The sequence below is a fragment of the Streptomyces justiciae genome, from assembly GCF_015163075.1.
GTDB lineage: Bacteria > Actinomycetota > Actinomycetes > Streptomycetales > Streptomycetaceae > Streptomyces > Streptomyces justiciae.
In genome coordinates this window covers 462,312-487,519 of sequence record NZ_JADDXU010000006.1, presented here as the reverse complement: position 1 = coordinate 487,519, position 25,208 = coordinate 462,312, and the positions used below count along the sequence as shown (strand labels likewise).

Sequence of the window (25,208 nt, the reverse complement as noted above, 5' to 3'; positions counted from 1 at the left end):
GAATCAATACTGCATAGTGAAGTCATGACTGACGTGGTGCGCGAGGGTGCTCTTCAGGCGCGGCTTCCCGTACGGGAGTTGGCGCGGGCCTGCGTCGACGCGTGTGCGCGGGCCGCCGCTGAGCTGGGGGCGCGGCGGGCCGGTTTCGATGCCGTGCCGGATGTGTGGGTGGACGACGGGGCCGTCGCCACCGCGTTCACGAGTGAGCGGCATCTGTTGATCAATGGTCGGGCTCCGGTCAACTTCGCGCCCCTTTCCCGGTTCTGGCGGACCGCCGACGGGTGGGTGCGCACGCACGCCAACTATCCGCACCACCGCGAGCTGCTGCTCAAGGTGATGGGGCCGGCTGACTCCCTGGAGGCCGCTTTCGCCGAGCGGTCCGCTCTAGAGGTTGAGGAGGCCGTTTACGGGGCCGGGGGTCTCGCCGTCGCGTTGCGGACGCCTGAGGAGTGGGCGGCGCACGAGCAGGCGGTGGAGCTGGCCAAGCGCCCGCTCCTGGAGCGCGAGCGGCTCGACTCCGCCCCCGCGCGCGTGCTCGCGCCGATCGACGCCACTCCCCTGCTGCCCGCCGCCGGACTTCGGGTCCTGGACCTGACCCGGGTCATCGCGGGCCCGGTCGCCACGCGCACGCTCGCCCTACTGGGTGCCGACGTACTGCGGATCGATCCGCCCCACCTCCCCGAACTCCCGGACCAGCATGCCGACACCGGCTTCGGGAAGCGGTCCGCGACGCTGGACCTGGCGGCCGATCGGGGTGCCTTCGAGGAGTTGCTGGCGGTGGCCGACGTGGTCGTCACCGGGTACCGGCCCGGCGCCCTCGACCGGTTCGGGCTGTCGGCGGAGGCGCTGGCCGAGCGGCGGCCGGGGATCGTCGTGGCGCAGTTGTCGGCGTGGGGCGCGTACGGGCCCTGGAGCGAGCGGCGGGGCTTCGACAGCCTGGTGCAGGTGCGACCGGGATCGCGGCGGTCGAGGGGTCGCCGGAGCAACCCGGCGCGCTTCCTGCGCAGGCGCTGGACCACGGGACGGGGTATCTGCTGGCGGCGGAGGTGCTGCGGGCGGTGCGCGAGCAGTCGTACGACGGCGGCAGCCGGTGCGTGCGGCTGGCGCTGGCCCGGACGGCGCAGTGGCTGATGGAGGAGGTGCCGGGCGGGTCAGCCGGACGGTTCGGAGGGCTTGGCGCGGCCGGACAGGAAGGGGCGGCCGGGCAGGCCGCACAGGCCTCGTACGACGGTCCGGACGCCTGGCTTGCCGAGACCGACAGCCGCATCGGGCGGTTGCGGTACGCCCGGTCGCCGGTGTCGTTCGCCGGCGGACCGGTCGACTGGGCGCGGCCGCCGGGGCCCTGGGGCGCCGATCCCGCGCGGTGGGCGTGAGCGGCGGTCGGCCGGAAAACGTACCCCTGGGCGGAATGGCGTAGCGCCAGTTGTTTTTCTGGACTTGCCCTGTTCTGCGACGGCTGGTGAAGATCTTGAGGTGACCTTGATAAGACCCAGCACCGGGACGCCGGACGCCGGCGGACCGCTGCCGCGCCGGTCCGGCACCGGCCGCGCCGTCGCCGTTCTCGTCCTGGTGGCCCTCGGGGCCCTGATACCCCTGCTCGGCCCGTCCGCCGCGCTGCACGGCACCGGCGAGGCCGCGGCACCCGGCGACGGCGGCATCGCGCTGCTGCGGGCGGTGCTGTTCGCCGCGCTGTGTGTCCCGGTGGGCGAGCTGTTCGTGAACCGGCTGGCCCGTGCGGTGCCCGGCGCTCCCCAGGCCATGCCGCGCAGTTGGGCCGTGTACGCCGCGGGCGCCGGTTTCGCGGCCGCGCTGGGGCTGGCCTCGGTCGTGGCGACCGGGAACCTCGTGCCGCACAGCCTCGCCGAGATCGATGTGGGCGGCCTGTACGACTCCCGGGACGGCAAGCTCGCGCTCGTCGAGGTGAATGCGTTCCTCCTGGCGGGGCTGTGCGCCCGTTCGGCCCGCCCCTCCTCCCAGGCCTGGCCGCTGGCCGCGATCGTGGTGGCGGAGGCGCTGCGGGCCCACCCGGCGACCGAGCACGATCCGCTGGTCGGGTCGGGGCTGACGCTCGTTCATCTGACCTGTGCGGCGCTGTGGGTGGGCGGGCTGCTGTACGCGCTGCGGACGCTCCGGGGGTGGGGTGCGTCGGAGGCGGGCTCGGCCCTGCTGGGGCTCTACGCGCGCGTGGCCGCCGTACTGCTGGCCGCGATCACGGCGACCGGGGTGTGGAGCACCCTGCGCCGGATGCCGCCGGAGACCGTCCTGGACCAGCTGACGTCGACGGCGTACGGGCGCGTGCTGCTCGCCAAGGTGATCCTGGTGGTCACGGTCGCCGGGCTCGCCCTGTGGGCGCGGCTCCGGCTGCGCCGGGCGCCCGACCCGCTGACCGCCTGCTCCCCCGCGCGGGCGGAGGTCGCCTTGCTGGGCGTGGTGGTCGTGGTGTCGGGGCTTCTGACAGCGCTGCCGTTGCCGATCCGCTGGTGAGCGTCAGCCGGTGACGAGCACCTTGAGGGCGGTGCGCTCGTCCATCGCCTTGTAGCCGGCCGGGACGCCCTCCATGTCGACGGTCAGGTCGAAGACGGGCGACGGGTCGATGCTGCCGTCCAGGATGTCGGGGAGCAGCTCGGGGATGTAGGCGCGGACCGGTGCGACGCCGCCGCGCAGGGCGATGTTCCGGTCGAACATGACGCCGAGGTCGAGTCCGGTACCGCTGCCGTGCGGGACGCCGACCCAGCCGACGGTGCCGCCGTCGCGGGCGATGCCGACCGCCGTGCGCATGGACTGCTCGGTGCCGACGGCCTCGACGACGGCGTGCGCGCCCTGGCCGCCGGTCAGTTCACGGACGGCCTCGACGGCCGCGTCACCGCGCTCGGCGACGACGTCGGTGGCGCCGAAGCGGCGTGCGATGTCGGTACGGGCCTCGTGGCGGCCCAGCGCGATGATCCGCTCGGCGCCCAGCCGCTTGGCGGCGAGGACCGCGCACAGGCCGACGGCGCCGTCACCGACGACGGCGACGGTGGCGCCCGCGCGGGCGCCGGCGCCCAGGGCGGCGTGGTGGCCGGTGCCCAGGACGTCGGAGAGGGTCAGCAGGGCCGACAGCAGGTGGTCGTCGGAGGCCGCCTCCTTGGGCAGCTGGACGAGGGTGCCGTCGGCGAAGGGCACGCGCACGGCCTCGCCCTGGCCGCCGTCGTAGCCTACGGAGCCCCAGAAGCCGCCGTGCTCGCAGGAGGTGTTCAGGCCCTCGCGGCAGTAGTCGCAGACGCCGTCGGACCACATGAAGGGCGCGACGACCAGGTCTCCGCGCCGTACGGTGTCCACCTCGGAGCCCGTCTCCTCGACGATGCCGAGGAACTCGTGCCCGATGCGCTGTCCCGGCTGCCGGGCGGCCTGCCCGCGGTACGCCCACAGGTCGCTGCCGCAGATGCAGGCGCGCAGGACGCGGACGACGGCGTCGGTGGGCAGCTGCACGACCGGGTCGGGCACGTCCTCCACGCGCATGTCGAAGGGGGCGTGGATGGTGGTGGCGCGCATGGCGAGGGTCCTTCTCGTCTGTGGTGGTACGTGCGCTCAGGGGGTGGTCGAGCGCACTTCACCGTACGCCGCCCCGGGCAGCCGTCGCTCGCCGAGTGCCCCGGTGACCAGCAGGGACTGCGCGGCGACATAGGTGAGCATGATCCACAGGTCGGGGCGCGGCAGCTGGTCCCAGTCGGCGACACCGCTCGCGATGAGCGTGTCGGAGAGCACGAACAGCACACCGCCGATCCCGGCCACGCGGCCCATGCGGGCGGCGGCGAGGTACGCCATGACGGTGAGCAGGACGCTGTAGCCGGCGACGGGGACGCGCAGGTCGGCGGGTAGGTCCGGCCAGAGGGACTGGATGGTGGTGGACAGCATGACGGTGTAGATGACGGCGAGGAAGCCGCCGCGCGCGCGTACGGTCGCGATGTCCGTGCCGTGCTTCTGGAACAGGACGATGTAGCAGACGTGCCCGGCCGCGAAGGAGGCCATCCCCGCCAGGAACGCCGGATCGGCGTCGAAGAGCAGCAGGACGTCGCCGCCCCAGCCGCAGAGCAGGGCGGCGATGAGGAGGCGGGGCGCGCCCCTGGACGCCGCGTACGCGGCCAGGAGCGGCATCAGGAGCGGCTTGGTGACCAGGTGCCCGATGTCCCAGTCGGCGGCGAGGGAGGCGAGGTCCACGGCGGCCGCGAGGGCGAAGGCCCTGAGGAGGAGGCGTGTCACGCGGCGATGATCTCCTTGGCCGGCTCCTGGGCGGTAGCGGGTTTCCATCCCGGGCCCCGGAAGAGGACCCCCACGCGATCACGCCACCTTGGAGCCGCCTTGATGTCCTTGGCGATCGACATGTATTCGTGGGTGGCGACCTTGATCGGGTTGAACGTGTTGATGTTCTTGGTCAACCCGTAGACGGGCCGGTCGGTCTCGGCGACGAACGAGCCGAAGAGCCGGTCCCAGACGATGAGGATGCCGCCGAAGTTGCGGTCCAGGTAGCCGCCCTGGGAGGCGTGGTGGACCCTGTGGTGGGAGGGCGTGTTGAAGACGAACTCGAACCACCGGGGCATCTTGTCGATGCGCTCGGTGTGGATCCAGAACTGGTAGACGAGGTTCGCCGAGGAGCAGAACGCGAGCGCGGCCGGATGCACACCGGCGGCGATCAGCGGCACGTAGAACGGCCAAACGGTCAGCGAGGTCCAGGGCTGCCGCAGGGCGGTGGTGAGGTTGAACTTCTCGCTGGAGTGGTGGACGACGTGGCAGGCCCACAGGATGCGGATGACGTGGTGGCCGCGGTGGGACCAGTAGTAGAAGAAGTCCTGCGCGAGCAGCATCAGCGGGACGGTCCACCACAGCACGGGGACGCGCAGGGGCGTGAGTTCGTAGATCGCCGTGTAGATCGCGACGATCGGGATCTTCCACAGGAAGTCGAAGACGAGGCTCCCCAGGCCCATGCCGACGCTGGTCGCGGCGTCCTTCGTCTCGTATCCGGCGGCGTCCTCGTCGGGGTGGATGCGGACGCTGATCATCTCGACCACGGTGAGCAGCACGAAGGCGGGTATCGACCACAGCACGACATCGGGCAGGTTCGGCATGGTGGCACCGTAGAACCGCTGGTGAGCCGCGGCTAGACGTTGTTACTCACAAGTATTACCGGCGGTACGCGCTTACTTGTTGGTGATCTCCGCCAAAGTCTGCACGGGCGGTTTCAGACTCCGGCCGCGCCCAGCAGCGTCCCCGCGGCGTACGTGACGCCCATGGCCAGCGCGCCGCCCGCCACGTTCCGCAGCATCGCCCTGCCCGGGTCGGCCGCGCCGAGGCGGGCGCTGCTCCAGCCGGTGAGGACGAGGGCGGCGAGGACGGAGACCACGGTGACCGCGAGGCGCCAGCCAGCCGGCGGCAGGACCATCGCCAGGAGCGGGAGCAGGGCGCCCGCCGTGAATGCCAGGAAGCTCGCCCAGGCGGCGTGCCAGGGGTTGGTCAGCTGGTCGGGGTCGATGCCGAGCTCCACCCGCGCGTGGGCGCGCAGGGCGTCCCTCGCGGTGAGCTGCTCGGCGGCCTCGCGGGCCACCTCCCGGGACAGCCCGCGTTCCTCCAGCAGTCCTGTGAGCTCCTCCAGCTCGGCCTCCGGCTGGTCGCGCAGCTCCCGCTTCTCCACCGCCAGGGCCGCCTTCTCCGAGTCGCGCTGGGTGGAGACGGACACGTACTCCCCGGCCGCCATGGACATCGACCCGGCGAGCAGTCCGGCCAGGCCGGCCGTCAGCAGGGCGGAGCGGTCGTCGGTGGCGCCGGCCACGCCGACGACGAGGCCCGCGGTGGACACGATGCCGTCGTTGGCGCCCAGGACGGCGGCCCGCAGCCAGTTGAGCCGCGCTCCGAGGGCGCCGCCATGGGTCTCGTCATGCGTGGGTTCGGTCACAGACGCGAGGATGGCACCGCGGGTGTCACCAGACCCGTACCGACGCCCCCTTCGCGAACACCGGGCTCGTCGCGTCCGCCGGCGGTTGCTCCAGCGGCTCCGCGATCTCCTCCACCGTCGGCCCCACCTTCGCCGCGATCGGGTCGAGGAGGTCGAGGTCGAAGCCGTACACGCGCGCGGCGTTGCCGCCGATCATCGCCGCGACCTCGTCGCGGGGCACGCGCGCGTAGGCGTGGCGCAGGCCCTCGCGCGTGTACGGGTACGTGCCCTCGTCGTGCGGGTAGTCGCTGCCCCACATGATCTTGTCGACGCCGATCCGGTCCCGCAGCGGCACCTCGTGCGGGCGCATGAAGCTGGCGCCGACGAAGCAGTTGTCGCGCCAGACCTGTGAGGGCGCGTCGCCCATGCGGGCGGCGAGTCCGGCGCCGAACTTGGACTCCGCGGTGGTGGCCTTCGTCGCCGCCGCGACCAGGCGTCCGTGGTAGTAGTCCAGCATCTCCAGCACGCCGGGTATCCAGCCCGAGCCCTGTTCGGTGAGGACCAGTTTCAGCTCCGGGTGGCGGCGGAAGGCGCCGCCGAAGACGAGGTGCCACAGCGCCCGGTGCGAGAACCAGGTCGTCTCGACCATGAAGACCGCGCGGGCGGCCGGTTCGTCGCCGAGCGGCGGGGACGCCGATCCCGCGTGGTGGTTGACGGGGACGCCGAGCTCCGCGCAGACCGCCCAGAGCGGGTCGTACGCCGAGGAGTACAGCTCGGGCAGGCCCGAGCCGGGCGGGGTGCCGGGGAGCAGGACGCCGCCCTTGAGGCCCGCTTCGGCTGCCCACCGGACCTCCTTGACGGCCTCCTCGACGTCGTTGAGGAGGATCTGGAAGACGCCCGCGCGGCGGCCGGGCGCGGCGGCGCAGAAGTCCGCGATCCAGCGATTGTGGGCGCGCAGACCGGCCCAGCGGCGCTCAAAGTCCTCCGCGGTGGGTGCGGGCGCCATGAGCGAACCCGACGGGAAGAACGGCGGGACCGTGTTCGGGAACACCACCTCCGCGACGATCCCGTCCGCCTCCAGCTCCGCGAGCCGGCGCTCGGAGTTCCAGTTCTTGTCGGCGGTGTCGGCGACCAGGTCCTCGTAGGGGTTGACGTACGTCGCCGCCCACCCGTCGAACTCGTCGTGGTACCGCTTCTCCAGATAGGGCCGATAGTCGAGGAGGTCGGCGCCCGCGTGGCAGTCGGCCGAGATCACCGTGTAGCGGTCGGTCATGAGGATGCCCCCAGCACCGGGAAGTCGTGGTCGGTCAGCCAGTGCCGGCCCACCTCGCGCGAGCGCGCCCACGACGCTTCCACGGCCGCCTGGTCGGCGCTCTGGCCGAGGTCGGCGGGGGTGGGGCCGATCCGGCGGGCGAGCGGGGTCAGCTTCTCGACGTCGAAGCCGAAGGCGTCGGCCGCGGCGAGGCCCAGCATGCGGCGGGTCTCGGCGACCGGGATGTCGTGGAAGGTGCGCCGCAGCCACGCGCGCGTGTCGGGCCAGGTGCCCTCGGGGTGCGGGAAGTCGCTGCCCCAGAGGATGTTGTCGACGCCGATCTCGTAACGCTGGGCGAGTTCGCGGCGCTTGGTGTTGGTGGCGCAGACGAAGACCTGGCGGTCGAGGTACTCGTGCGGCGGGCGCTTGAGCTCCTGGAACGGGGAGAGCTTCTTGCCGCCGTGCGCGCCGAGGTAGAGGCGGTCCATGAACCACAGCAGGTTCGGCAGCCACCAGCAACCCGACTCCGCGACACCGAACCTGAGCCCGGGGTGGCGTTCGAAGACGCCGGACCAGAGCAGGAACCACAGCGGCCGGGCGGGCCACCAGGTCACCTCGCTCACGTAGATACCCAGATGGTCGCCGTACTCGTGGCGCGGGGCCGCTCCCGAGTGGGTGAGCACCGGCATCGCGCACTCGGCGGCCGCCGCCCACACCGGGTCGTAACGGCGGTCGTGGTACGGCTCCTTGTCGACCCACATGGACGGGATCATCAGCGCGCCGAGGCCGGACTCCTTGGCGCGGTACACCTCGGCGACGACCCGCTCGGTCGGGGCCGTGACCGGCAACAGGGCGACTCCGCAGTGCCGTTCGGGGTGCTCGGACACGAAGTCGGCCAGCCAGCGGTTGTGCGCCTGGGCGCCGGCCATGCCCAGCTCCGGGTCCTGGTCGCCGGAGAGCCCGAGGCCCACCCCGAAGGGCGCCGCCGTCTGGCTGTCGACCGCGTCGGCGTCCGGGAAGACGACCTCGGCGGCCACCCCGTCACCGTCCAGCTCCTTGAGCCGCTGGGCGGTGTCCCAGCCCCCGCGCAGGCCCTCCTCGTTGTCCTGGAACCACTTGGCGGCGAAGGCCTCGTTGCGGATGCCGAGCCGGGTCATCTCCTCGCGGCGCCGCTCGCGTCCGGCGAGGAAGTCGTCGAAGTCCCGGTGGAAACGGGCGTCCAGATAGGGCCGGTACTCCTCGGTGGGCAGCCCGGCGTGGCAGTCGGAGGAGATGATCAGGTACGGCTCCTGGTCGGTCACGTCGACCCCCTCAGTCCAGAATGAAGTTCTCCAGGTACGCCGGGTTCGCGCGGTCCAGCATCGACCGCGCACGCGCGCGTATCTGCGCGTCGCTGTGCTCGCTCGGCGGCAGCATCCAGAAGCGGTCCGCGCGGATGCCGTCCACGACGGTCTCGGCGACCTCCTCGACCGGGGTGAAGCGCACCTCCCGGCCCGCTTCCCTCATCGCGGCCTCCCACTGGTCGAGGCTGCGGTACGGCGTCCTGCGGGGCCGCTCCTTGGCGTACCGCTCGGGGCGGTTGCGGTGCGACTCCCACAGGCCGGTGCGGAGCATGTGCGGGCCGGGGAAGAGCACCGAGGCGCCCACGCGCGCGTGCTCGGCCTTGAGATGGGCGTACAGGGACTCGGTCATCGTCACGACGGCCGCCTTGGTGACGGCGTAGACGGAGGCGGTGGGGAGCGGGGCGATGCCGCCGTCGCCGGAGGATGTATTGACCACATGACCGGGTTGACCCGACTTGATCATGTGGGGGACGAACGCCTGGACACCGTGGAAGACGCCCCACACGTTGACGGAGAACGCCCACTTCCAGTCGTTGGGTTCGTGCTCCCACATCCGGCCCTCGGCGCCCGAGCCGACCCCGGCGTTGTTGCACAGCACATGGACGGCGCCGTACGTCTCGTAGGCGAAGTCGGCCAGTTCCAGCACCTGTTCGCGCTCGCCGACGTCGACCACGCGCGCGTGCACGTCGGCACCGTCCGCGCGGAGCGCCGAGACCGCCGCGTCCAGCGCCGGTCGCTCAACGTCGGCGAGGACGACCTTCAGCCCCTCGGCGGCGAACCGGCGGGCCATCGCGAGACCGATGCCGCTCGCGGCACCGGTGACGACGGCCACCTGCCCGGGAAGCAGCTCCATCAGGCACTCCCCTCCGGGGGCCCGTCCAGTACCTGCGCCGGGTCGTCGTAGCGCTGATGGACGTACGACAGCAGCGCCCGCGCGTCCACCCGTTCGACGACCTTGCCGCGCTGGTCGCTGGTCTTCTCGCCGATGGTGATCTCCACCAGCCGGCGCACCGGCAGGTCGGCCACCGGGTCGTACATCGACTCGCGCAGGACGACGTCGCCGGTGATCCGTTCCAGGCGGCGCACCTTCTCGTTGCGCAGACAGTGCACGAGGACCGGGTCGCCGTCGAAGCCCGAACCGTCCACCGCAGGAAGGAACTTGAAGTAGAAGTCGGTCTTCTGGGCGGGCTCCGGCAGCGGCAGCGCACCGGCGACCGCGCCGCGCACCTCCACGAACGCGATGCCGTGCCGGGCGAGGAAGGCGCGCACGACCAGGCCCTCGCGCTCCACCACCACCTCGCCGAGCTTCTTGGGCTCGCCGAACACCTCACGGCCGCCGATCAGGGCCCGCTCGTGGGTCATCGGCATGACCAGCGGGTACCAGCCGTCGACGCCGTCATGGGCCGCCGCGACCGCGAACGAGCCCGCGCCGAGCGGGTATCCGGGCAGGTCGACCTTGCTGATGTTGACCCGGGCCAGCGGCCTGCCCGTGGGCTTCAGGGGCGGCGGCAGGACCGCCGCGACCGCGTCCGGGTCGGTCTCCCAGACGGCCACCACCCCGGTGGACCAGATGTCGGGAAGCCGAGCGCTCGCGGTGCGCGCGGCGGCGATCTCCGCCTCGGTCCGCGCGCCGTACCGTACGCGTGCCATGCCGTACCGCCCTTCTTCTGATGGGCCGTCACCTGTAACACAGTTACAGCAGACCCCTCGCGGGGTAAATACGCGTGCACGAACGGGACTTGGGGGCAGCATGGCGAGAGCGTCGCTCACCAGGGACGACGTCCTGGACACGGCCGCGAACCTGGTGAAGCAGCACGGCCCCGAGGCGCTGACGATGCGCAAGCTCGCCGCCGAGCTGGGCACCGCCGTCACCTCGATCTACTGGCACGTCGGCAACCGCGAGTCCCTGCTGGACGCCCTCGTACGGCGGACCGTGGCCGAACTCGGCGAGATCAGGCCCGTCGGGCGCACCCCGGCCGAGCGGGTCGTGTCCGTGGCCCGCATCCTGCGCCGACGGCTGCGCGCGCATCCGCACCTCGTCGCGATGGTCCACGAACGCGGCCTGACCGAGCGGATGTTCCTGCCCGCGCAACAGGCGCTGGTACGCGAGGTGCACGCGGCCGGGCTGCGGGGCGCCCGCGCGGCGGAGGCGGTGCGGGCCGTGCAGTTCCAGGTCGTGGGCTTCGTACTCGTAGAACGCAATCGCGAGCGGGCGCCCGCACAGCAGCCCACGGAGGACCGCTACGACGACCCCGCGCTCGCCCGCGCCTTCGCCCGCCCCGTCGACGAGGAGCGGCTGTTCGTGACGTCCGTGCGGGCCCTCGCGCAATCGCTGCTCGACAGCGGAGAAGCCGCTCGGAAATAAATCGGTGGCGCCCGCCGACACCGCCCTCCTACAGTCGTGATCGCGGGGACGGCTCCGCCGCGTGCTTCCTTCTCTCTTTCCTATGACATCGACAGCGCGCCCACTCTCCGTCCCCGCCTCTGAGACTTCTCTCCACCTTCCCCCAGGGGGCTTCCGCTTGTCCGTACTGTCGTCCGTGCTGCTCCGCCGCCTCCGTACCGTCTACGTCGACCAGGCCGGGCCGCGCCCGGGCGACCCGTCGACGGCGCCAGGGCTCGTCGCGCTCGAAGCCGAGCTGCTGGACCGGGCATTCGCACCGACGGCGGAGCTGCACGCGGCGCTCGCCTGGCTGGGGCCCGCCGGGCTCGCGGACGCGGGCAAGCAGCTGATCCGGCACATCGACGCGGAACTGGGCGCGGACCGCACCCACATGCCGATGTTCCGCAGCTTCCCGGCCTCGGTCCCCGACGACACCTTCCAGCTGTTCGTCGACCGGGTCTTCACGCTGTTGCTCCAGTGGCCGAAGCAGCCGTGCGTGCTGTGCGGCACGGTCGGCAGCGTGCACCCCGTGTCCCCGTGCGCGCATCTGGTGTGCCGGGAGTGCTGGGACGGCGCGGACTACGCGGGCTGCCCGATCTGCCACCGCCGGATCGACCGCGACGACCCCTTCCTGAGGCCCGCGCCGCCGCGTCACGCGCGTGAAGTCGCCGTAGGCCCGCTGAAGTTGCTCGCGCTCGGCAAGGACGCCCGCGCGGACGCGGTGCGGGCGCTGCTGCGGCTGCTGGCCCGGCGGACCCCGCTGCCGCCGCAGGACCGCGACGACGTGAAGATCCTGCTGGCGCACGCGCCGAAGGACCTGGGCTGGTTCCCCGAGGACATCCCGGTGCGCCAGACCAAGGCGCTGGCCCTCGGCATGCTGCTGCTCGACCGGCACACGCGCGTGGCGGCCACCGAGCTGCTCGACGCGCAGCTGACGACGGCGACGGATGCACTGCGGCTGCTGTGCGTGTGGTCCGGCGGCGACGGCGACCTGCTGGAGCCGCCGCGCATGCGCTCCCTCCCGCGCGCGCTACGACGCCGGCTGCTCGGCATCCTCGACGGGCTGGCGATGCCGGCGCTGGTCGAGGACGTGCTGCGGCACCCCGGCGCCTGGAAGCGCGCCGCCGAGATCCTGCACCCCTACGAGCAGCACACGCGCCACCCGAAGGCCGCGCTCGCCTTCGCGGTCCTGCGCGCCACGGACGTCTCCGAGGGCCCCCTCGGCGAGGCACTCCTGCGGACGGCCGCGGAACATCCCGACGCGGTGCGGGTGACGCACAGGGACGCAGTGCGGACGACCGCACAACACCCCGACGCGGTGCGGGTGCCACAGCACGATGTGGTGCGAGCGGACGCGGAACAACCCACCGGAGCGCAGGCGAACGCGAGACACCCCGCCGAAGCGGGGACGGACTCGGAACAACCCGCAGCAGCGCGGACGCTCGCGGAGCACTCCGCCGAAGCGCGGACGGCCGACGACCACCCCGCCGAGGCACAGACGGCCGGAACCCTCGTCAAGCCGGCCACCTGGGCGGCACGCGTCGAACAGGCGCTGTACGAGAAGGACTTCCAAGTCGCCCTCGACCTGCTCGCCCAGCGCCCCGGCGAGCTGCTGCGCCGCCTCGACCATCTGCTGCGGCTGCGCGAACTCGACGTACTGCCGGACGGGTTCGGGGACACCCTGCGCCGGGTCCTGCCCAAGGCCGGCCCCGGGCCGCTGCTCGCCGTGCTCGGGCGGATGCGTATCCGTCATCTCCCGGGCGGGCGGCGGGTGTTCTTCCCGCGCGGCCAGGTGACGCGCTCGTTCACGATCGACGACACGCGCGTGCCGCTGTCGCCGAAGGTGACGGACGCGGTGTGCGACCTGCTGGAGGCCGAGGCACTGCGCCGCCTCGGCCGGCATGACGAGCCCCGTCTCGACCTGTCCGTACTCGACTCGGCGCTCACCGGACTCGCGGTGCCCGCCGCCGAGACCGCCGCCAGCAAGGCCCTCGTCACCGTCCCGCGCGGCAGCACGCAACCCCTGCCCGAGGGCGAGGTGCTGCGGCTCTTCCTGCACTGGATGGAGCCCGCCAAGCAGCGCGTGGACCTCGACCTGTCGGTGGCCCTGTACGACGCCGAGTGGGACTTCGCGGGCCTGTGCGACTACACGAACCTCGTCCATGAGGGCCGTTCGGCCGTCCACTCCGGCGACCTGGTGTCGGCGCCCGCGCCGGACGGGGCCACCGAGTACGTGGACCTCGACCTGGCGGCACTCGCGGAGCGCGGTGTGCGCTACGCCCTGCCGGTCGTCTTCAGCTTCAACGACATCGCGTTCGACGAGCTCCTGGACGCCTTCGCCGGCTTCATGGCGCTTCCCTCCGCGGCCGAGGAGGACCGCAACGCGTCGTACGACCCGCGTACGGTCCGTCAGCGCTACGACCTGGTCGGCGACTCGCGCATCCACGTCCCGATGCTGGTCGACCTCGACCGCCGTACGTTCCTCTGGACGGACCTCCACCTCCCGGCCGACGAGGGCTTCCACAGCCTGTACCGGCACGGCGCCGACCTCGGCCGCGTCGCCCAGGACCTGCACCAGTACTTCGCGTCGGGCCGTACGACCCTGTGGGACCTGGCGGTGTGGCGGGCGGCCGCGCGCGGCGACGAGGTCGCGGTGATACGGCGCGCGCCGCATCCGCGCGCCGTGGACGAACTCTGGCGCTACCGGCGGCAGGAAGGGGAGCCGGACACCGCGTTCGCCGCGCGCGTGCGCGACCTCGAACCGCCCGAGGCGCGGCAACCCTCCGAGACGGCCGACGCCCTCGCGGGTGAAGCCGCGTCACACCGGCACGTGTTCCTCGCGCTCGTCCACGGGGGCGTAGCACCGGCGGGCGCGACCGGGTCGGCGTACCGGCTGCTGCCGGGGCCGGTCGACGGCTGCGGCCTGGAGACGCTTACGGCGGGGGATCTGGTGGCGGCGCTGGGCTGAGGAATTCGAGGCCCACTGGAAGAGCACTGAAGTGCCCGGTGCCGGAGCGGGGTTGCGGGGCGGGTGGGCGCGGGACTGTCAGTGGGGGCCCGTATCCTCAGGGACCATGCTCGAAGACCGTACCGCCGAAGCGTCCTCCCCCACCCAGTGGCCGGCCGCGTATCCGAAGGGATACGCGGTCGTTGACGTGGAGACCACCGGACTGGCCCGCGACGACCGGATAATCTCCGCGGCCGTCTACCGGCTGGACGCGCGCGGCGAGGTCGAGGACCACTGGTACACGCTGGTCAACCCGGAGCGCGACCCGGGCCCGGTGTGGATCCACGGTCTGACGAGCGACGTGCTGGAAGGCGCGCCCCTGTTCCAGGACATCGCCGAGGAGTTCTCCGCCCGTCTGGAGGGCCGGGTGCTGGTCGCGCACAACGCGGTCTTCGACTGGCAGATGATCGCCCGGGAGTACGCGCGCGCGGAGCGCGAGGCGCCGGTGCGGCAGCGGCTGTGCACCATCGCGCTGTCCAAGGAGCTCGCGCTGCCGCTGCCCAACCACAAGCTGGAGTCGCTGGCCGCCCACTTCGGCGTCGTCCAGCAGCGTGCGCACCACGCGCTCGACGACGCGCGCGTGCTGGCGGAGGCGTTCCGGCCGAGCCTCAGGGCGGCGGCCTCACAGAGCATCCGGCTGCCGCTGCACGAGTGCCGGCCGCTGACGGAGTGGACGGACCGGGCGGTGCCCCGGCAGCAGGGCAGCGGCGGTGGGTACGGCGGCTACAGCAGCTATCGGCCGACCAGTTGGCGCCCGGCACGCAAAAGGCCCGCATGCCCCTATCCCAACCCGGGGCGTTACGAAGAGGGCAAACCACTCAAGCAGGGCATGCGGGTCGCGTTCTCCGGGGACACCTCGACCGAGCGCGACCTGCTGGAGGACCGCGCGATCGAGGCCGGGCTGCACGTCGCGACGAGCATCTCCCGACTGACCAGCCTCCTCGTCACCAACGACCCCGACTCGGGCACGTCGAAGGTCGTCAAGGCCCGGCAGTACGGCACCCCGGTCGTCGACGAGGCGGCGTTCGGCCAACTCCTGGGCAACGTGGCACCGGCGTCGGAGGACTGACCGTACGCGCGCGTGGCACCGGCGTCCGAGAAGCGACCGTACGCGCGCGGCACCGGCCTCGGACAGACGACCGTACGCACCGAACCGGCGTCGGAGGCGCGACCGTACGGACGGGTGATTGCGGCGCGACTCGCCCCGTGGCCGCTCGCCCGCGCCGGGTCGACGGCTCACCCTGTGGCGCATGGCGACTTGCGAAGTTTGCGGCAACAACTACGGCATGACCTTCGAGGTGCACGCCCAGGGCGCGGTCCACGTCTTCGACTGCTTCTCGTGCGCGATCCACCGCATGGCCCCGATCTGCGAGCACTGCCGGGTCCAGATCATCGGCCAGGGCGTCGAGGTCGAGGGCCACTGGTTCTGCGGTGCGCACTGCGCCCGCGCGGAGGGGAAGGTGGGCATCGTCGACCGGGTCTGACCACCCGGACGGCCAGGACAGCCGCCGGTTCCGGCACACCCCTGTGCGAACACCCCACGGCCCGAGTTGTACGGTCGTGGGGTGTACCGCTTCCTGTTGTCCCGGCAGTGGGTGATCCTCACGCTGGTCGCCCTCCTCCTCATCCCCACGATGATCAGGCTGGGCATCTGGCAGATGCACCGCTACGACGAGCGCACCGCCCGCAACCAGCTGGTCTCCGACGCGCTGGACGCGAAGCCGGTGCCCGTGGAGACGCTGACGTCCCCGGGGCACACCGTGACCAGCAAGGAGCGGTACCACTCGGTGACCGCGAAGGGCCGGTTCGACACCGACGACGAGGTCGTCGTCCGCCGCCGCACCAACTCCGACGACGAGGTCGGCTACCACGTCCTGACCCCGTTCGTCCTGAACGACGGCAAGGTGCTGCTGGTCAACCGGGGCTGGATCGCCGCGGACGGCCCGAGCCAGACCGCGTTCCCGAAGATCCCCGCTCCGCCGCGCGGCGAGATCACCGTCACCGGGCGGCTGATGCCCGACGAGACGACCGAGGCGAGCGGCATCAAGGACCTCAAGGGCCTGCCCGACCGCCAGATCATGCTGATCAACAGCGCGCAGGAGGCGAAGCGGCTCGGCGCCGACGTCCTCGGCGGCTACATCGCCCAGACCGCGCCCGAGCCGAAGGGCGACACCCCGGAGCTGATGGGCAGCAAGCCCGGCATGGAGAACGCCGCGCTGAACTACGCGTACGCCTTCCAGTGGTGGCTGTTCGCCGCGGGCGTGCCGATCGGCTGGGTCGTGCTGGTGCGGCGCGAGACGCGGGACCGCCGGGAGAAGGCGGAGAAGGAGTCAGGCGCGGAGTCGGAAACGGAACCGGCCACGGTCTGACGCGCGGGCCTTCCTTACCGGCCCTCGTCACCCAGCCGGCTCCACCCCGGATTGCCCTGCCACCCCTCCGGGAACCCGCATCCCGTGCACCCCCGTATCGAGGACTACGCCCTCATCGGCGACGAACAGACCGCGGCCCTGGTCGGCAAGGACGGCAGCGTCGACTGGCTGTGCCTGCCCCGCTTCGACTCGGCCGCCTGCTTCGCCCGGCTGCTCGGCGACGAGAGCAACGGACACTGGCGCATCGCGCCCCACGACGGTCCGGACCGGTGCGCCCGTCGCGCCTACCGCCCCGGCACCCTCGTCCTGGACACCGACTGGGAGACCGACACCGGCTCGGTGCGGGTCACCGACCTGATGCCCCAGCGCGACCGCGCCCCCGACCTCGTACGCGTCGTCGAGGGCCTGAGCGGCGAGGTCACCGTCCGCAGCACGCTCCGCCTGCGTTTCGACTACGGCTCGATCATGCCGTGGATGCGCAGGTCCGACGGGCACCGGGTCGCCGTCGCCGGCCCCGACTCGGTGTGGCTGCGCAGCGAACCCGAGGTGCGCACCTGGGGCGAGGACTACTGCACGCACTCGGAGTTCACCGTCAAGCAGGGCGAGAAGGTGTCGTTCGTGCTCACCTGGCACCCCTCGCACGAGCCGCGCCCGCCCCTGACCGACCCGCTCGACGCGCTGCGCACCAGCGTCGAGGACTGGCAGTCGTGGTCGGCCGACTGCCGCTACGACGGCCCGCACAAGGACGCCGTCCTGCGTTCGCTCATCACACTCAAGGCCCTCACCTACGCCCCGACCGGCGGCATCGTCGCCGCGGCCACCACCTCGCTCCCGGAGGAGCTGGGCGGCGTACGCAACTGGGACTACCGCTACTGCTGGCTGCGCGACTCCACGCTCACCCTCGGCGCGCTGCTGTCGGCCGGCTACCACCAGGAAGCCGAGGCCTGGCGCGACTGGCTGCTGCGCGCGGTCGCGGGTGACCCGGCCGACCTGCAGATCATGTACGGCCTCGCGGGCGAGCGGCGGCTGCCCGAGTTCGAGCTGCCGTGGCTCACCGGCTACCGCGGCTCGCAGCCGGTGCGGATCGGCAACGAGGCCGTGAACCAGCTCCAGCTGGACGTGTACGGCGAGGTCATGGACTCCCTCTCGCTGGCCCGCAGTTCGGGACTGTCCACCAAACCTCACATCTGGTCCATCCAGTGCGCCCTGATGGAGTTCCTGCGCGGGGCGTGGCGGCAGCCCGACGAAGGGCTGTGGGAGGTGCGCGGCGGACGCCGTCAGTTCGTCCACTCCAAGGTGATGGTGTGGGTGGCCGCCGACCGGGCCGTGCGCGCCGTGGAGGACAACCCCGAGCTGCACGGAGACGTCGACGGCTGGCGGGAGATGCGCGACGAGGTGCACCGCGAGGTGTGCGAGAAGGGCTTCGACACCGAACGCAACACCTTCACCCAGTCCTACGGTTCGGAGGAGCTCGACGCCTCCCTGCTGCTCATCCCACGCGTGGGCTTCCTGCCGCCCGACGACCCGCGCGTGATCGGCACCGTCGACGCGATCCGCGAGGAACTGGGCCACGGCGGCTTCCTGCGCCGCTACAGCACCGACGGCACGACGGTCGACGGGCTGCCGGGCGAGGAGGGCACGTTCCTGGTGTGCTCGTTCTGGCTGGCGGACGCCCTGCACATGACGGGCCGTACGAAGGAGGCCCGCGAGCTGTTCGAGCGACTCGTGGGGCTGGCCAACGACGTGGGGCTGCTGTCCGAGGAGTACGACCCGGTGCACGAGTGCCAGCTCGGCAACTTCCCACAGGCGTTCAGCCACATCGGACTGGTGAACACCGCCCTCGCCCTCTTCGGGGACGACGAGGCAGGATAGGGGCCATGGATCTTGGACTGAAGGACCGGGTGTTCGTCGTCACCGGGGCCACGCGCGGCCTCGGAAACGCGTCCGCGCGCGAGCTGGTCGCCGACGGGGCGAAGGTGGTACTGACCGGGCGGGACGAGAAGCGGGTCGCCGACGCGGCGGCCGAGCTGGGGCCGAACGCCGTCGGCGTGGCCGTCGACAACGCCGACCCGGAGGCCCCGGCCCGGCTGATCGCGGCCGCGCGGGAGCACTTCGGCGGCTTCGACGGCATCCTGATCAGCGTGGGCGGGCCCGCGCCGGGGTTCGTCGCGGACAACACGGACGAGCAGTGGACCAGCGCGTTCGAGTCGGTGTTCCTGGGCGCGGTACGGCTCGCTCGCGCGGCCTCCGCCGAGCTGGAGGCGGGCGGTGTCATCGGGTTCGTGCTGTCGGGCTCCGTGCACGAGCCGATTCCGGGGCTGACGATCTCCAACGGGCTGCGGCCGGGGCTCGCCGGGTTCGCGAAGTCGATCGCGGACGAGTTGGGGCCGCGGGGGATTCGGGTCGTGGGGTTGCTGCCGTCGCGTATCGACACGGATCGCGTGCGTGAGCTGGACGGGCTGTCCGCGGATCCGGAGGCCACGCGGGCCGCGAACGAAGCTCGGATTCCGTTGCGGCGGTATGGGACGCCGGAGGAGTTCGGGCGTACGGCGGCGTTTCTTTTGTCGCCCGCTGCTTCTTACTTGACCGGGATCATGGTTCCTGTTGATGGGGGCATGCGGCACGGCTTTTAAGCTGCGGCCGGTGGGGGCTGGGCGTGCAGTTCCCCGCGCCCCTAAAGACAGAACCTCAACTGACCCTCTCTGCCCGGTGCTTGACCGCCTTCATGCGGACCTCCGCCGGCAGTGACTCCAGGCCCGCCGAATTCCTCGCGTGCGTCAGCGCCTCGGCCGTCACGTGGCTCAATGCCGTCCCGGGGTCCACGTGCGGTTCCAGCAGGAGCCGTACGCGGGTCTCCGGGGCGTTGCGGCGGCCCCTCAGATGCACCTGGGCGTGGGCGACGCCGTCCAACCGCGTGGCCTCGTCGGCCAGTACGCCCTCCAAGGCCCGGCCGCGCAGCAGCGCGCCCTCGCCGTCGCCGGTGTCGACCAGGACCTCGGTGAGGCGGTGGCGGCGCAGGTTCGCGACCAGCCACCACAGGGCGAGCAGGACGAGAACGGCCAGTACGGCGAGGACCGTCGGCCACCACCATCCGTGGCCCTCCCAGCGGGTGCGTTCGGCGGTGTCGAGGAGTACGTCGTGGCGGCTGTCGTGGATCCACCAGGAGGGCGGGTTCGCGCCCAGCCCCACGGCCAGCACCGCGCCGCCCACGACGACCAGCACGAGCCCGATCAGGCCCAGCAGCACCCGGTTGACGACCCTGAGCACGGCCCTCACCCCTTCTTCCCGGGCCGCCGCACATGCAGCGACAGCGACGGCGGCCGGGCCAGGCCCAGTCCCTGGATCGCGTCGCCGAGCACGGCGTCCAGATCGGCGCGTACGTCGTCCAGTTCACGGAAGTGGGAGACCGCGCTGACGTCGGCCTTGGCGCGGGAGAGCCGGACCCGGACCGACTGCACGCCGGCGACCTCGACGGCCCGGTCGCGCAGGACGAGGGCGGCGGCCTCGCGGTGCAGTCCGGCCCGTACGTCCGTGTGGGTGCGCCGCATGGGCAGGAGGCCGCGCAGACCGGGGGTGGCGGCGAGGACGACCAGCCAGAGGCCGAGGGCGGCGGCGACGCCGGCGCCGACGAGGACCCAGGTGTCGTCCAGGGGGCGCTCGGCGAGCTGGGTCGCCAGTTCGCGGCGCCAGCGCATGGCCGGCTGTTCGGCGCGGACGGCCGCGATGTCGTAGAGGAAGAGTCCGGCGACGGCGAGGAGCAGCACCGCGACGACGGCCGCGGGGACGCGCCGGGGCGACCAGAAGCGGCCTTCGCCGCCCTCAAGGGCAGGTGGCGAAGGGTCCGGCTCGGTCGGCTTCTCCAGAACCGGCAGTCGTTGGGTCGTGCCTTCGGAGCCCTGGGGCTCGCTCATCGCGTCCTCCCCTGTGCCGCGCCGTGCGCCGGGGTCAGATGCAGCCGCTCGACCTGGACCGCGACCTCCGACACCTCCATTCCCACCAACGCGCGTACCCGCTCCACCACATGTCGACGCACGCGCGCGCAACGGGCGCCGATGTCGGTGGGGTAGCCGAGTTCGAGGTGGACGTGGACGCGGGCGACGTCGTGGTGGACCACCACGGTGGCGTGCGCGGGCGCGGCCTCGTCCGGGACCTCCCCGATCGCCTCGCGCGCCGCCTGCGAGGCGATCTTCGCCACGACGCGGTCGGCGATCCTGGTCGCGCCGCGCTCACCTGGTGGTACGACGGTCAGGGGTCTGCGCAGCTCGCCGGTCTCGGCGGTCATCTGGGTCCCCGCCGGTCACGGCGGTCGTCGCGGGTGCGGAAGAAGTCGCCGATCTCCAGGTCCCCTTCCATGAAGCGGCCGACGACGAACCCGATCGCGCCCAGGGCCGCCACCAGCAGGAAGGCTCCGAACCCGCCGAAGTACCCGGCGAAGCCCAGCGCCATACCGGCGATCATGCCGATCACGGCCATGCTCATGCCGCACTCCCCTCAGCCGTACGGAAACCGTTCACTGGATCCGGGGCTCCGGCTCCTCGTCCTCTTCCTCGGGCAGTTTCACGTCGCTCACCGCGATGTTGACCTCGACGACCTCGAGGCCGGTCATCCGCTCCACCGCCGCGATGACGTTCTCCCGGACGGCGTGCGCCACGTCGGAGATCGACACGCCGTAGTCGACGACGATCTCCAGGTCGAGGGCGGTCTGCACCTCGCCGACCTCGGCCTTCACGCCGCGTGTCACGGACTTCGAGCCGCCGGGCACCCGGTCGCGGACGGCCCCGAAGGTGCGGGAGAGCCCGCTGCCCATGGCGTGCACGCCGAGGACGTCCCGGGCTGCCAGCCCGGCGATCTTCTCCACGACTCCGTCGGCGATGGTGGTCCGCCCGCGGGTCGCCGGGTCACCGCCGCCGCGCTTGACGGCCTTGCGCGGCTGCGTGGCGGTCTCCATGTCGGGAGTCTGCGTCTGCTCAGTCATCGCCGTACATCCCTTTCGATCGTCGTCCTTGAACCACCGTAAGTGGGGTTGCGTCCGCGCGCGCCGGAGATGCGGCAGGCTGGAGCAATGACCGACCGATGGACACAGTCCGTACGGCATCAGCTCGGCCTCGGCAGACTGCTCCCCCTGGGTGGCGCGCGCGACGGCGCGTGGATCGCGGAGGAGGCGGCCGAGGCGGTGCTGCGGCGTGCGGTACGAGGGTTGCGCGGCGTACGTCTGGAGTCGCTGCGGATCGCGCTCGCCGATCCGGAGGCGGCGCACGAGCCCGTCGTACCGCCGCCGCCGAGCGCGCTGCCGCCGGGGCCGTTGCGGGTCTCGGCGCGATTCGCGGCGACCGCGCAGGAGCCGCTGCCGACGACGGCGGAACGGCTGCGGGCGGGCCTGGCGACCGCCGCCACGGAGCTGCTGGGGCTGGCGGTGGCGGAGGTCGATCTGGAGGTGACGGCGCTGCTGGACGAGGAGCCGGAGGCCCCTGCCGTACGACAGCCCGAGCCGCCGTCGGCCGTGGTGGCCGACGATCCCGCGGCGGCCGCCGCCCTCGCGGTGCCCGGTGTCGCGGGGCTCACCGCCGCGCTGGGGCAGACGGTGCGGAGCGAGGCGGCGCTGCCGCGGCGCCACGTCCGGGTGGAGGTGGCGGTCGACGCGGACCACCGGGCGCTGGACGTGGCCCGGGCGGTCCGCGAGCAGGTGGGGAAGGCGCTCCCCGGTCATCCGACGGTGGCGGTGCTGGTCACCACGGTCGGGTGAACGCCTGTGAGGGCTATTCGCCGATGCCGGCCAGGTCGCGCAGTCGGCGCGCCTGTGCGGCACGCTCGGCGGCGCGCTGCTCGTCGTAGGTGCGGTCCTGGGCACCGCGGAGCAGCGCCTTGGTCTCGATGACGGCGTCCCGCGGCGCGGCCAGCAGGGCGCCGGCGAGGTCGCGTACGGCGTCGTCGAGCTGGTCCCGGGGGACGGCGATGTTGGCGAGGCCGGTGTTGACGGCTTCCTCGGCCAGGACGAAGCGCCCGGTGGCGCAGATCTCCAGCGCACGGGCGTAGCCGACCAGCGAGACGAGCGGGTTCGTGCCCGTGAGGTCAGGGACCAGGCCCAGACCGGTCTCGCGCATGGCGAACTGCACGTCGTCGGCGACGACGCGAAGGTCGCAGGCGAGCGCGAGCTGGAAGCCCGCCCCGATGGCATGCCCCTGGACGGCGGCGATGGACACGATGTCGCTCCGCCGCCACCAGGTGAAGCCCTCCTGGAACTCCGCGATGGCAGCGTCGAGTTCGGCGTCACCACTACGGGCGAGGTCGATGAACGACGGCTCGCCCTCGATCCCCTCCGGCGTGAACATCTGCCGGTCGAGCCCCGCGGAGAAGGACTTGCCCTCACCGCGCAGCACGACGACCCGGACGGAGCCCGGCACGAGCCGACCCGCCTCGGCGAGCGTCCGCCACAGAGCGGGGCTCTGCGCGTTGAGCTTGGCCGGGTTGGTCAGCGTCACCGTGGCGAGGGTGTCCTCGACGGTGAGCCGTACGCCGTCCTTGTCGAGCAGGGGAACGAGTTCCTGGCCCATGGGGCGCCTCCGATGAGTGCGGTCATCCGCCGTGCCACACGGCACGGCTAAGTGACTGCACAGTAACCACCCGGACGGTCAGCCGACCGACCGGGTGGCCACCATCGAAGCCGAGGGGCCGCCCGGAATCAGGACGACGCGGCCTTCTTGCCCCGGGTCGCGCCGCCACGCCCACGAAGCGTGACGCCCGACTCGCTGAGCATCCGGTGTACGAAGCCATACGAGCGGCCGGTCTCTTCGGCCAGCGCCCGGATGCTCGCACCGGAGTCGTACTTCTTCTTCAGGTCTGCCGCGAGCTTGTCGCGCGCGGCGCCGGTCACCCGGCTGCCCTTCTTCAGAGTCTCGGCCACCCGTGCCTCCTCATGGGAAGTGCGCTCTGGTCTCCTCATGATCACCCCTCCCGGGCTTCCTGGCCACCCATTCGGCAAGGTCCGTAAGACAAGGTTGTGACGACAGGAGCGCATCCCCACATACGGAATCCGGGATTCCATCGCGGCACGTTCGTACCGCCGAACGGGTTCATTTGTGAAGGGGCAGGTCAGAGACGTACGACGGCCGATCCCTTGTCGACAAAGGGATCGGCCGCGAAATGGATGTAGGACACACCCCGGTACGAGGAGATCTCACACAGATGATGGATCACCGGTAAGCCGAATGATCCATACGCCGTGGATCACGCATTCGATCAAGCCAGGGCGACCAGATCCGCGTAGTCGGCGCCCCACAGGTCCTCGACGCCGTCCGGCAGCAGAATGATCCGCTCCGGCTGGAGCGCCTCGACGGCGCCCTCGTCGTGGGTGACCAGGACGACGGCGCCCTTGTAGGTGCGCAGCGCGCCGAGGATCTCCTCGCGGCTGGCCGGGTCGAGGTTGTTGGTGGGCTCGTCGAGCAGCAGCACGTTCGCCGACGACACCACCAGGGTGGCGAGGGCGAGACGGGTCTTCTCACCACCGGAGAGGACGCCGGCGGGCTTGTCGACGTCGTCGCCGGAGAACAGGAAGGAGCCCAGCACCTTGCGGACCTCGACCAGGTCCAGGTCGGGTGCGGAGGAGCGCATGTTCTCCAGGACCGAGCGCTCGGGGTCGAGCGTCTCATGTTCCTGGGCGTAGTAGCCGATCTTGAGGCCATGACCGGGCACGACCGCACCGGTGTCCGGCTGCTCGGCACCCGCGAGGAGCCGCAACAGGGTCGTCTTGCCCGCACCGTTGAGCCCGAGGATGACCACCCTCGACCCCTTGTCGATCGCCAGGTCGACGTCGGTGAAGATCTCCAGCGAGCCGTAGGACTTCGACAGGCCCTCGGCGGTCAACGGGGTCTTGCCGCAGGGCGCGGGCTCCGGGAAGCGGAGCTTGGCGACCTTGTCGGAGACCCGGACCGCCTCCAGGCCCGCGAGCAGCCGGTCGGCGCGCTTGGCCATGTTCTGCGCGGCGACCGTCTTGGTGGCCTTGGCGCGCATCTTGTCGGCCTGCGAGTGCAGGGCGGCGGCCTTCTTCTCGGCGTTCTGCCGCTCGCGCTTGCGGCGCTTCTCGTCGGCCTCGCGCTGCTGCTGGTAGAGCTTCCAGCCCATGTTGTAGACGTCGATCTGGGCGCGGTTGGCGTCCAGGTAGAAGACCTTGTTCACGACCGTCTCGACCAGGTCGACGTCGTGGGAGATCACGATGAAGCCGCCGCGGTAGGTCTTGAGGTAGTCGCGCAGCCAGACGATCGAGTCGGCGTCGAGGTGGTTCGTCGGCTCGTCGAGGAGCAGCGTGTCCGCGTCCGAGAACAGGATGCGGGCCAGCTCGATACGGCGGCGCTGACCACCGGAGAGGGTGTGCAGCGGCTGGCCGAGCACCCGGTCGGGCAGGTTCAGCGCGGCGGCGATGGTGGCGGCCTCGGCCTCGGCGGCGTACCCGCCCTTGGTGAGGAACTCCGTCTCCTGGCGCTCGTACTGCTTGAGCGCCTTCTCGCGGGTGGCGCCCTGGCCGTTGGCGATCCGCTGTTCGTTCTCGCGCATCTTGCGGATCAGTACGTCGAGGCCGCGCGCGGAGAGGATGCGGTCGCGGGCGAGGACGTCGAGGTCGCCGGTGCGGGGGTCCTGCGGGAGGTAGCCGACCTCGCCGGAGCGGGTGATCTGGCCGGCGGCGGGGATGCCCTCGCCGGCGAGGCACTTGGTGAGGGTGGTCTTCCCCGCGCCGTTGCGGCCGACCAGGCCGATGCGGTCGCCCTTGGCGACTCGGAAGGTGGCGGACTCGATGAGGACTCGGGCGCCGGCGCGCAGCTCGATACCGGTGGCGGAGATCACGGACAGACTCCAGGGCGTGTGTTTGACGGGTTGTGGGCGGCTGAGGACGTTCCCGCCGTCTAATGCGCGAGGAGAATGGCCATGGGCCAAGTCTAACGGGGGCGTGCAAGCACT

The 25,208-nt window shown here is 71.9% G+C and carries 25 protein-coding genes and 1 pseudogene; 10 read left to right on the top strand and 16 right to left on the bottom strand.

Features of this window, described 5'->3' with window-relative positions:
* The first annotated feature begins 24 nt into the window (after positions 1 to 24).
* Positions 25 to 1,373 (top strand): annotated as a pseudogene (locus IQ210_RS20105) (CoA transferase).
* Positions 1,374 to 1,473: 100 nt separating this feature from the next.
* Positions 1,474 to 2,484: a CopD family protein gene (locus tag IQ210_RS20100; RefSeq protein ID WP_194080425.1), complete on the top strand. Its 1,011-nt coding sequence runs from the start codon at positions 1,474 to 1,476 to the stop codon at positions 2,482 to 2,484.
* A 3-nt stretch (positions 2,485 to 2,487) separates the two neighbouring features.
* On the opposite strand, the gene IQ210_RS20095 is transcribed toward IQ210_RS20100, so the two are convergent.
* From IQ210_RS20095 to IQ210_RS20060, 8 genes are all read right to left on the bottom strand, one after another.
* Entirely contained in the window at positions 2,488 to 3,531 is a 1,044-nt protein-coding gene (locus tag IQ210_RS20095; RefSeq protein ID WP_194080424.1) for a zinc-dependent alcohol dehydrogenase family protein, read from the bottom strand.
* A 36-nt stretch (positions 3,532 to 3,567) separates the two neighbouring features.
* Complete coding sequence (locus IQ210_RS20090) at positions 3,568 to 4,287, bottom strand: lysoplasmalogenase (RefSeq protein ID WP_194080423.1); 720 nt, start codon at positions 4,285 to 4,287, stop codon at positions 3,568 to 3,570.
* Positions 4,236 to 5,102, bottom strand: coding sequence for a sterol desaturase family protein (locus IQ210_RS20085; RefSeq protein WP_194080422.1), 867 nt, complete (start codon positions 5,100 to 5,102; stop codon positions 4,236 to 4,238). Before IQ210_RS20085 ends, IQ210_RS20090 begins: the two co-directional genes overlap by 52 nt.
* Before the next feature lie 113 nt (positions 5,103 to 5,215).
* Complete coding sequence (locus tag IQ210_RS20080; protein WP_194080421.1) at positions 5,216 to 5,926, bottom strand: VIT1/CCC1 transporter family protein; 711 nt, start codon at positions 5,924 to 5,926, stop codon at positions 5,216 to 5,218.
* A 25-nt stretch (positions 5,927 to 5,951) separates the two neighbouring features.
* Positions 5,952 to 7,178 (bottom strand): amidohydrolase family protein, encoded by a 1,227-nt coding sequence (locus IQ210_RS20075; RefSeq protein WP_194080420.1) that lies wholly within the window; start codon positions 7,176 to 7,178, stop codon positions 5,952 to 5,954.
* Complete coding sequence (locus IQ210_RS20070; RefSeq protein ID WP_194080419.1) at positions 7,175 to 8,458, bottom strand: amidohydrolase family protein; 1,284 nt, start codon at positions 8,456 to 8,458, stop codon at positions 7,175 to 7,177. Before IQ210_RS20070 ends, IQ210_RS20075 begins: the two co-directional genes overlap by 4 nt.
* A 10-nt stretch (positions 8,459 to 8,468) precedes the next feature.
* On the bottom strand, positions 8,469 to 9,353 hold the full coding sequence (locus IQ210_RS20065; protein WP_194080418.1) for an SDR family NAD(P)-dependent oxidoreductase: 885 nt from the start codon (positions 9,351 to 9,353) through the stop codon (positions 8,469 to 8,471).
* Entirely contained in the window at positions 9,353 to 10,150 is a 798-nt protein-coding gene (locus IQ210_RS20060; protein WP_194080417.1) for an acetoacetate decarboxylase family protein, read from the bottom strand. The genes IQ210_RS20065 and IQ210_RS20060 overlap by 1 nt, the downstream gene beginning before the upstream one ends.
* Before the next feature lie 100 nt (positions 10,151 to 10,250).
* Here IQ210_RS20060 and IQ210_RS20055 point away from each other — a divergent pair, with 100 nt between their 5' ends.
* The 7 genes from IQ210_RS20055 (at position 10,251) to IQ210_RS20025 (ending at position 18,892) form a co-directional block, all read left to right on the top strand.
* Positions 10,251 to 10,865, top strand: coding sequence for a TetR/AcrR family transcriptional regulator (locus IQ210_RS20055; protein WP_194080416.1), 615 nt, complete (start codon positions 10,251 to 10,253; stop codon positions 10,863 to 10,865).
* 157 nt (positions 10,866 to 11,022) lie between these two features.
* Positions 11,023 to 13,851: an MXAN_6230/SCO0854 family RING domain-containing protein gene (locus IQ210_RS20050; protein ID WP_194080415.1), complete on the top strand. Its 2,829-nt coding sequence runs from the start codon at positions 11,023 to 11,025 to the stop codon at positions 13,849 to 13,851.
* 106 nt (positions 13,852 to 13,957) lie between these two features.
* Positions 13,958 to 14,959, top strand: a complete 1,002-nt coding sequence (locus tag IQ210_RS20045; RefSeq protein ID WP_194080414.1) for a DEDDh family exonuclease — start codon at positions 13,958 to 13,960, stop codon at positions 14,957 to 14,959.
* 181 nt (positions 14,960 to 15,140) lie between these two features.
* Complete coding sequence (locus IQ210_RS20040) at positions 15,141 to 15,374, top strand: hypothetical protein (protein ID WP_079083468.1); 234 nt, start codon at positions 15,141 to 15,143, stop codon at positions 15,372 to 15,374.
* 81 nt (positions 15,375 to 15,455) lie between these two features.
* Positions 15,456 to 16,259 carry an SURF1 family cytochrome oxidase biogenesis protein gene (locus IQ210_RS20035; protein ID WP_194080413.1) on the top strand — a complete coding sequence of 268 codons (804 nt, stop codon included), beginning with the start codon at positions 15,456 to 15,458 and terminating at the stop codon, positions 16,257 to 16,259.
* Positions 16,260 to 16,343: 84 nt separating this feature from the next.
* Complete coding sequence (locus IQ210_RS20030; protein WP_194080412.1) at positions 16,344 to 18,131, top strand: glycoside hydrolase family 15 protein; 1,788 nt, start codon at positions 16,344 to 16,346, stop codon at positions 18,129 to 18,131.
* 5 nt (positions 18,132 to 18,136) lie between these two features.
* Entirely contained in the window at positions 18,137 to 18,892 is a 756-nt protein-coding gene (locus IQ210_RS20025; RefSeq protein WP_194080411.1) for an SDR family oxidoreductase, read from the top strand.
* 55 nt (positions 18,893 to 18,947) lie between these two features.
* On the opposite strand, the gene amaP is transcribed toward IQ210_RS20025, so the two are convergent.
* Genes amaP through IQ210_RS20000 form a run of 5 tightly spaced genes read right to left on the bottom strand, consistent with a single transcriptional unit; the run spans position 18,948 to position 21,234 of the window.
* Positions 18,948 to 19,526, bottom strand: coding sequence for an alkaline shock response membrane anchor protein AmaP (amaP, locus tag IQ210_RS20020; RefSeq protein WP_194080410.1), 579 nt, complete (start codon positions 19,524 to 19,526; stop codon positions 18,948 to 18,950).
* Positions 19,527 to 19,531: 5 nt separating this feature from the next.
* The gene (locus IQ210_RS20015; RefSeq protein ID WP_194080409.1) at positions 19,532 to 20,170 is read right to left on the bottom strand and encodes a DUF6286 domain-containing protein; all 639 of its coding nucleotides are present in this window, start codon (positions 20,168 to 20,170) and stop codon (positions 19,532 to 19,534) included.
* Positions 20,167 to 20,541: an Asp23/Gls24 family envelope stress response protein gene (locus IQ210_RS20010; protein ID WP_194080408.1), complete on the bottom strand. Its 375-nt coding sequence runs from the start codon at positions 20,539 to 20,541 to the stop codon at positions 20,167 to 20,169. The genes IQ210_RS20015 and IQ210_RS20010 overlap by 4 nt, the downstream gene beginning before the upstream one ends.
* Positions 20,538 to 20,738 (bottom strand): hypothetical protein, encoded by a 201-nt coding sequence (locus IQ210_RS20005; RefSeq protein ID WP_194080407.1) that lies wholly within the window; start codon positions 20,736 to 20,738, stop codon positions 20,538 to 20,540. Before IQ210_RS20005 ends, IQ210_RS20010 begins: the two co-directional genes overlap by 4 nt.
* Positions 20,739 to 20,769: 31 nt before the next feature.
* Complete coding sequence (locus IQ210_RS20000; RefSeq protein ID WP_194080406.1) at positions 20,770 to 21,234, bottom strand: Asp23/Gls24 family envelope stress response protein; 465 nt, start codon at positions 21,232 to 21,234, stop codon at positions 20,770 to 20,772.
* Positions 21,235 to 21,321: 87 nt separating this feature from the next.
* Here IQ210_RS20000 and IQ210_RS19995 point away from each other — a divergent pair, with 87 nt between their 5' ends.
* The gene (locus tag IQ210_RS19995) at positions 21,322 to 22,002 is read left to right on the top strand and encodes a nucleopolyhedrovirus P10 family protein (protein WP_194080405.1); all 681 of its coding nucleotides are present in this window, start codon (positions 21,322 to 21,324) and stop codon (positions 22,000 to 22,002) included.
* A 13-nt stretch (positions 22,003 to 22,015) separates the two neighbouring features.
* Here the strand turns inward: IQ210_RS19995 and IQ210_RS19990 are convergent, their stop codons facing one another.
* The 3 genes from IQ210_RS19990 to IQ210_RS19980 all read right to left on the bottom strand — a co-directional run bounded on the left by IQ210_RS19990 (position 22,016) and on the right by IQ210_RS19980 (position 25,094).
* Complete coding sequence (locus IQ210_RS19990) at positions 22,016 to 22,810, bottom strand: enoyl-CoA hydratase/isomerase family protein (protein ID WP_194080404.1); 795 nt, start codon at positions 22,808 to 22,810, stop codon at positions 22,016 to 22,018.
* A 128-nt stretch (positions 22,811 to 22,938) separates the two neighbouring features.
* A complete protein-coding gene (locus IQ210_RS19985) occupies positions 22,939 to 23,160 on the bottom strand; it encodes a helix-turn-helix domain-containing protein (RefSeq protein WP_004002281.1) in 222 nt (73 codons plus the stop codon).
* A 335-nt stretch (positions 23,161 to 23,495) separates the two neighbouring features.
* A complete protein-coding gene (locus IQ210_RS19980) occupies positions 23,496 to 25,094 on the bottom strand; it encodes an ABC-F family ATP-binding cassette domain-containing protein (RefSeq protein ID WP_194080403.1) in 1,599 nt (532 codons plus the stop codon).
* Positions 25,095 to 25,208: the final 114 nt, after the last annotated feature.

Excerpts from the sequence above, each read along its gene's own strand:
- IQ210_RS20095 (WP_194080424.1), bottom strand. The coding sequence starts at position 3,531 with ATGCGCGCCACCACCATCCACGCCCCCTTCGACATGCGCGTGGAGGAC.
- IQ210_RS20090 (WP_194080423.1), bottom strand. The coding sequence starts at position 4,287 with ATGGAAACCCGCTACCGCCCAGGAGCCGGCCAAGGAGATCATCGCCGC.
- IQ210_RS20085 (WP_194080422.1), bottom strand. The coding sequence starts at position 5,102 with ATGCCGAACCTGCCCGATGTCGTGCTGTGGTCGATACCCGCCTTCGTG.
- IQ210_RS20075 (WP_194080420.1), bottom strand. The coding sequence starts at position 7,178 with ATGACCGACCGCTACACGGTGATCTCGGCCGACTGCCACGCGGGCGCC.
- IQ210_RS20065 (WP_194080418.1), bottom strand. The coding sequence starts at position 9,353 with ATGGAGCTGCTTCCCGGGCAGGTGGCCGTCGTCACCGGTGCCGCGAGC.
- IQ210_RS20060 (WP_194080417.1), bottom strand. The coding sequence starts at position 10,150 with ATGGCACGCGTACGGTACGGCGCGCGGACCGAGGCGGAGATCGCCGCC.
- IQ210_RS20055 (WP_194080416.1), top strand. The coding sequence starts at position 10,251 with ATGGCGAGAGCGTCGCTCACCAGGGACGACGTCCTGGACACGGCCGCG.
- IQ210_RS20045 (WP_194080414.1), top strand. The coding sequence starts at position 13,958 with ATGCTCGAAGACCGTACCGCCGAAGCGTCCTCCCCCACCCAGTGGCCG.
- IQ210_RS20040 (WP_079083468.1), top strand. The coding sequence starts at position 15,141 with ATGGCGACTTGCGAAGTTTGCGGCAACAACTACGGCATGACCTTCGAG.
- IQ210_RS20025 (WP_194080411.1), top strand. The coding sequence starts at position 18,137 with ATGGATCTTGGACTGAAGGACCGGGTGTTCGTCGTCACCGGGGCCACG.
- IQ210_RS20015 (WP_194080409.1), bottom strand. The coding sequence starts at position 20,170 with ATGAGCGAGCCCCAGGGCTCCGAAGGCACGACCCAACGACTGCCGGTT.
- IQ210_RS20010 (WP_194080408.1), bottom strand. The coding sequence starts at position 20,541 with ATGACCGCCGAGACCGGCGAGCTGCGCAGACCCCTGACCGTCGTACCA.
- IQ210_RS20005 (WP_194080407.1), bottom strand. The coding sequence starts at position 20,738 with ATGAGCATGGCCGTGATCGGCATGATCGCCGGTATGGCGCTGGGCTTC.
- IQ210_RS20000 (WP_194080406.1), bottom strand. The coding sequence starts at position 21,234 with ATGACTGAGCAGACGCAGACTCCCGACATGGAGACCGCCACGCAGCCG.
- IQ210_RS19995 (WP_194080405.1), top strand. The coding sequence starts at position 21,322 with ATGACCGACCGATGGACACAGTCCGTACGGCATCAGCTCGGCCTCGGC.
- IQ210_RS19990 (WP_194080404.1), bottom strand. The coding sequence starts at position 22,810 with ATGGGCCAGGAACTCGTTCCCCTGCTCGACAAGGACGGCGTACGGCTC.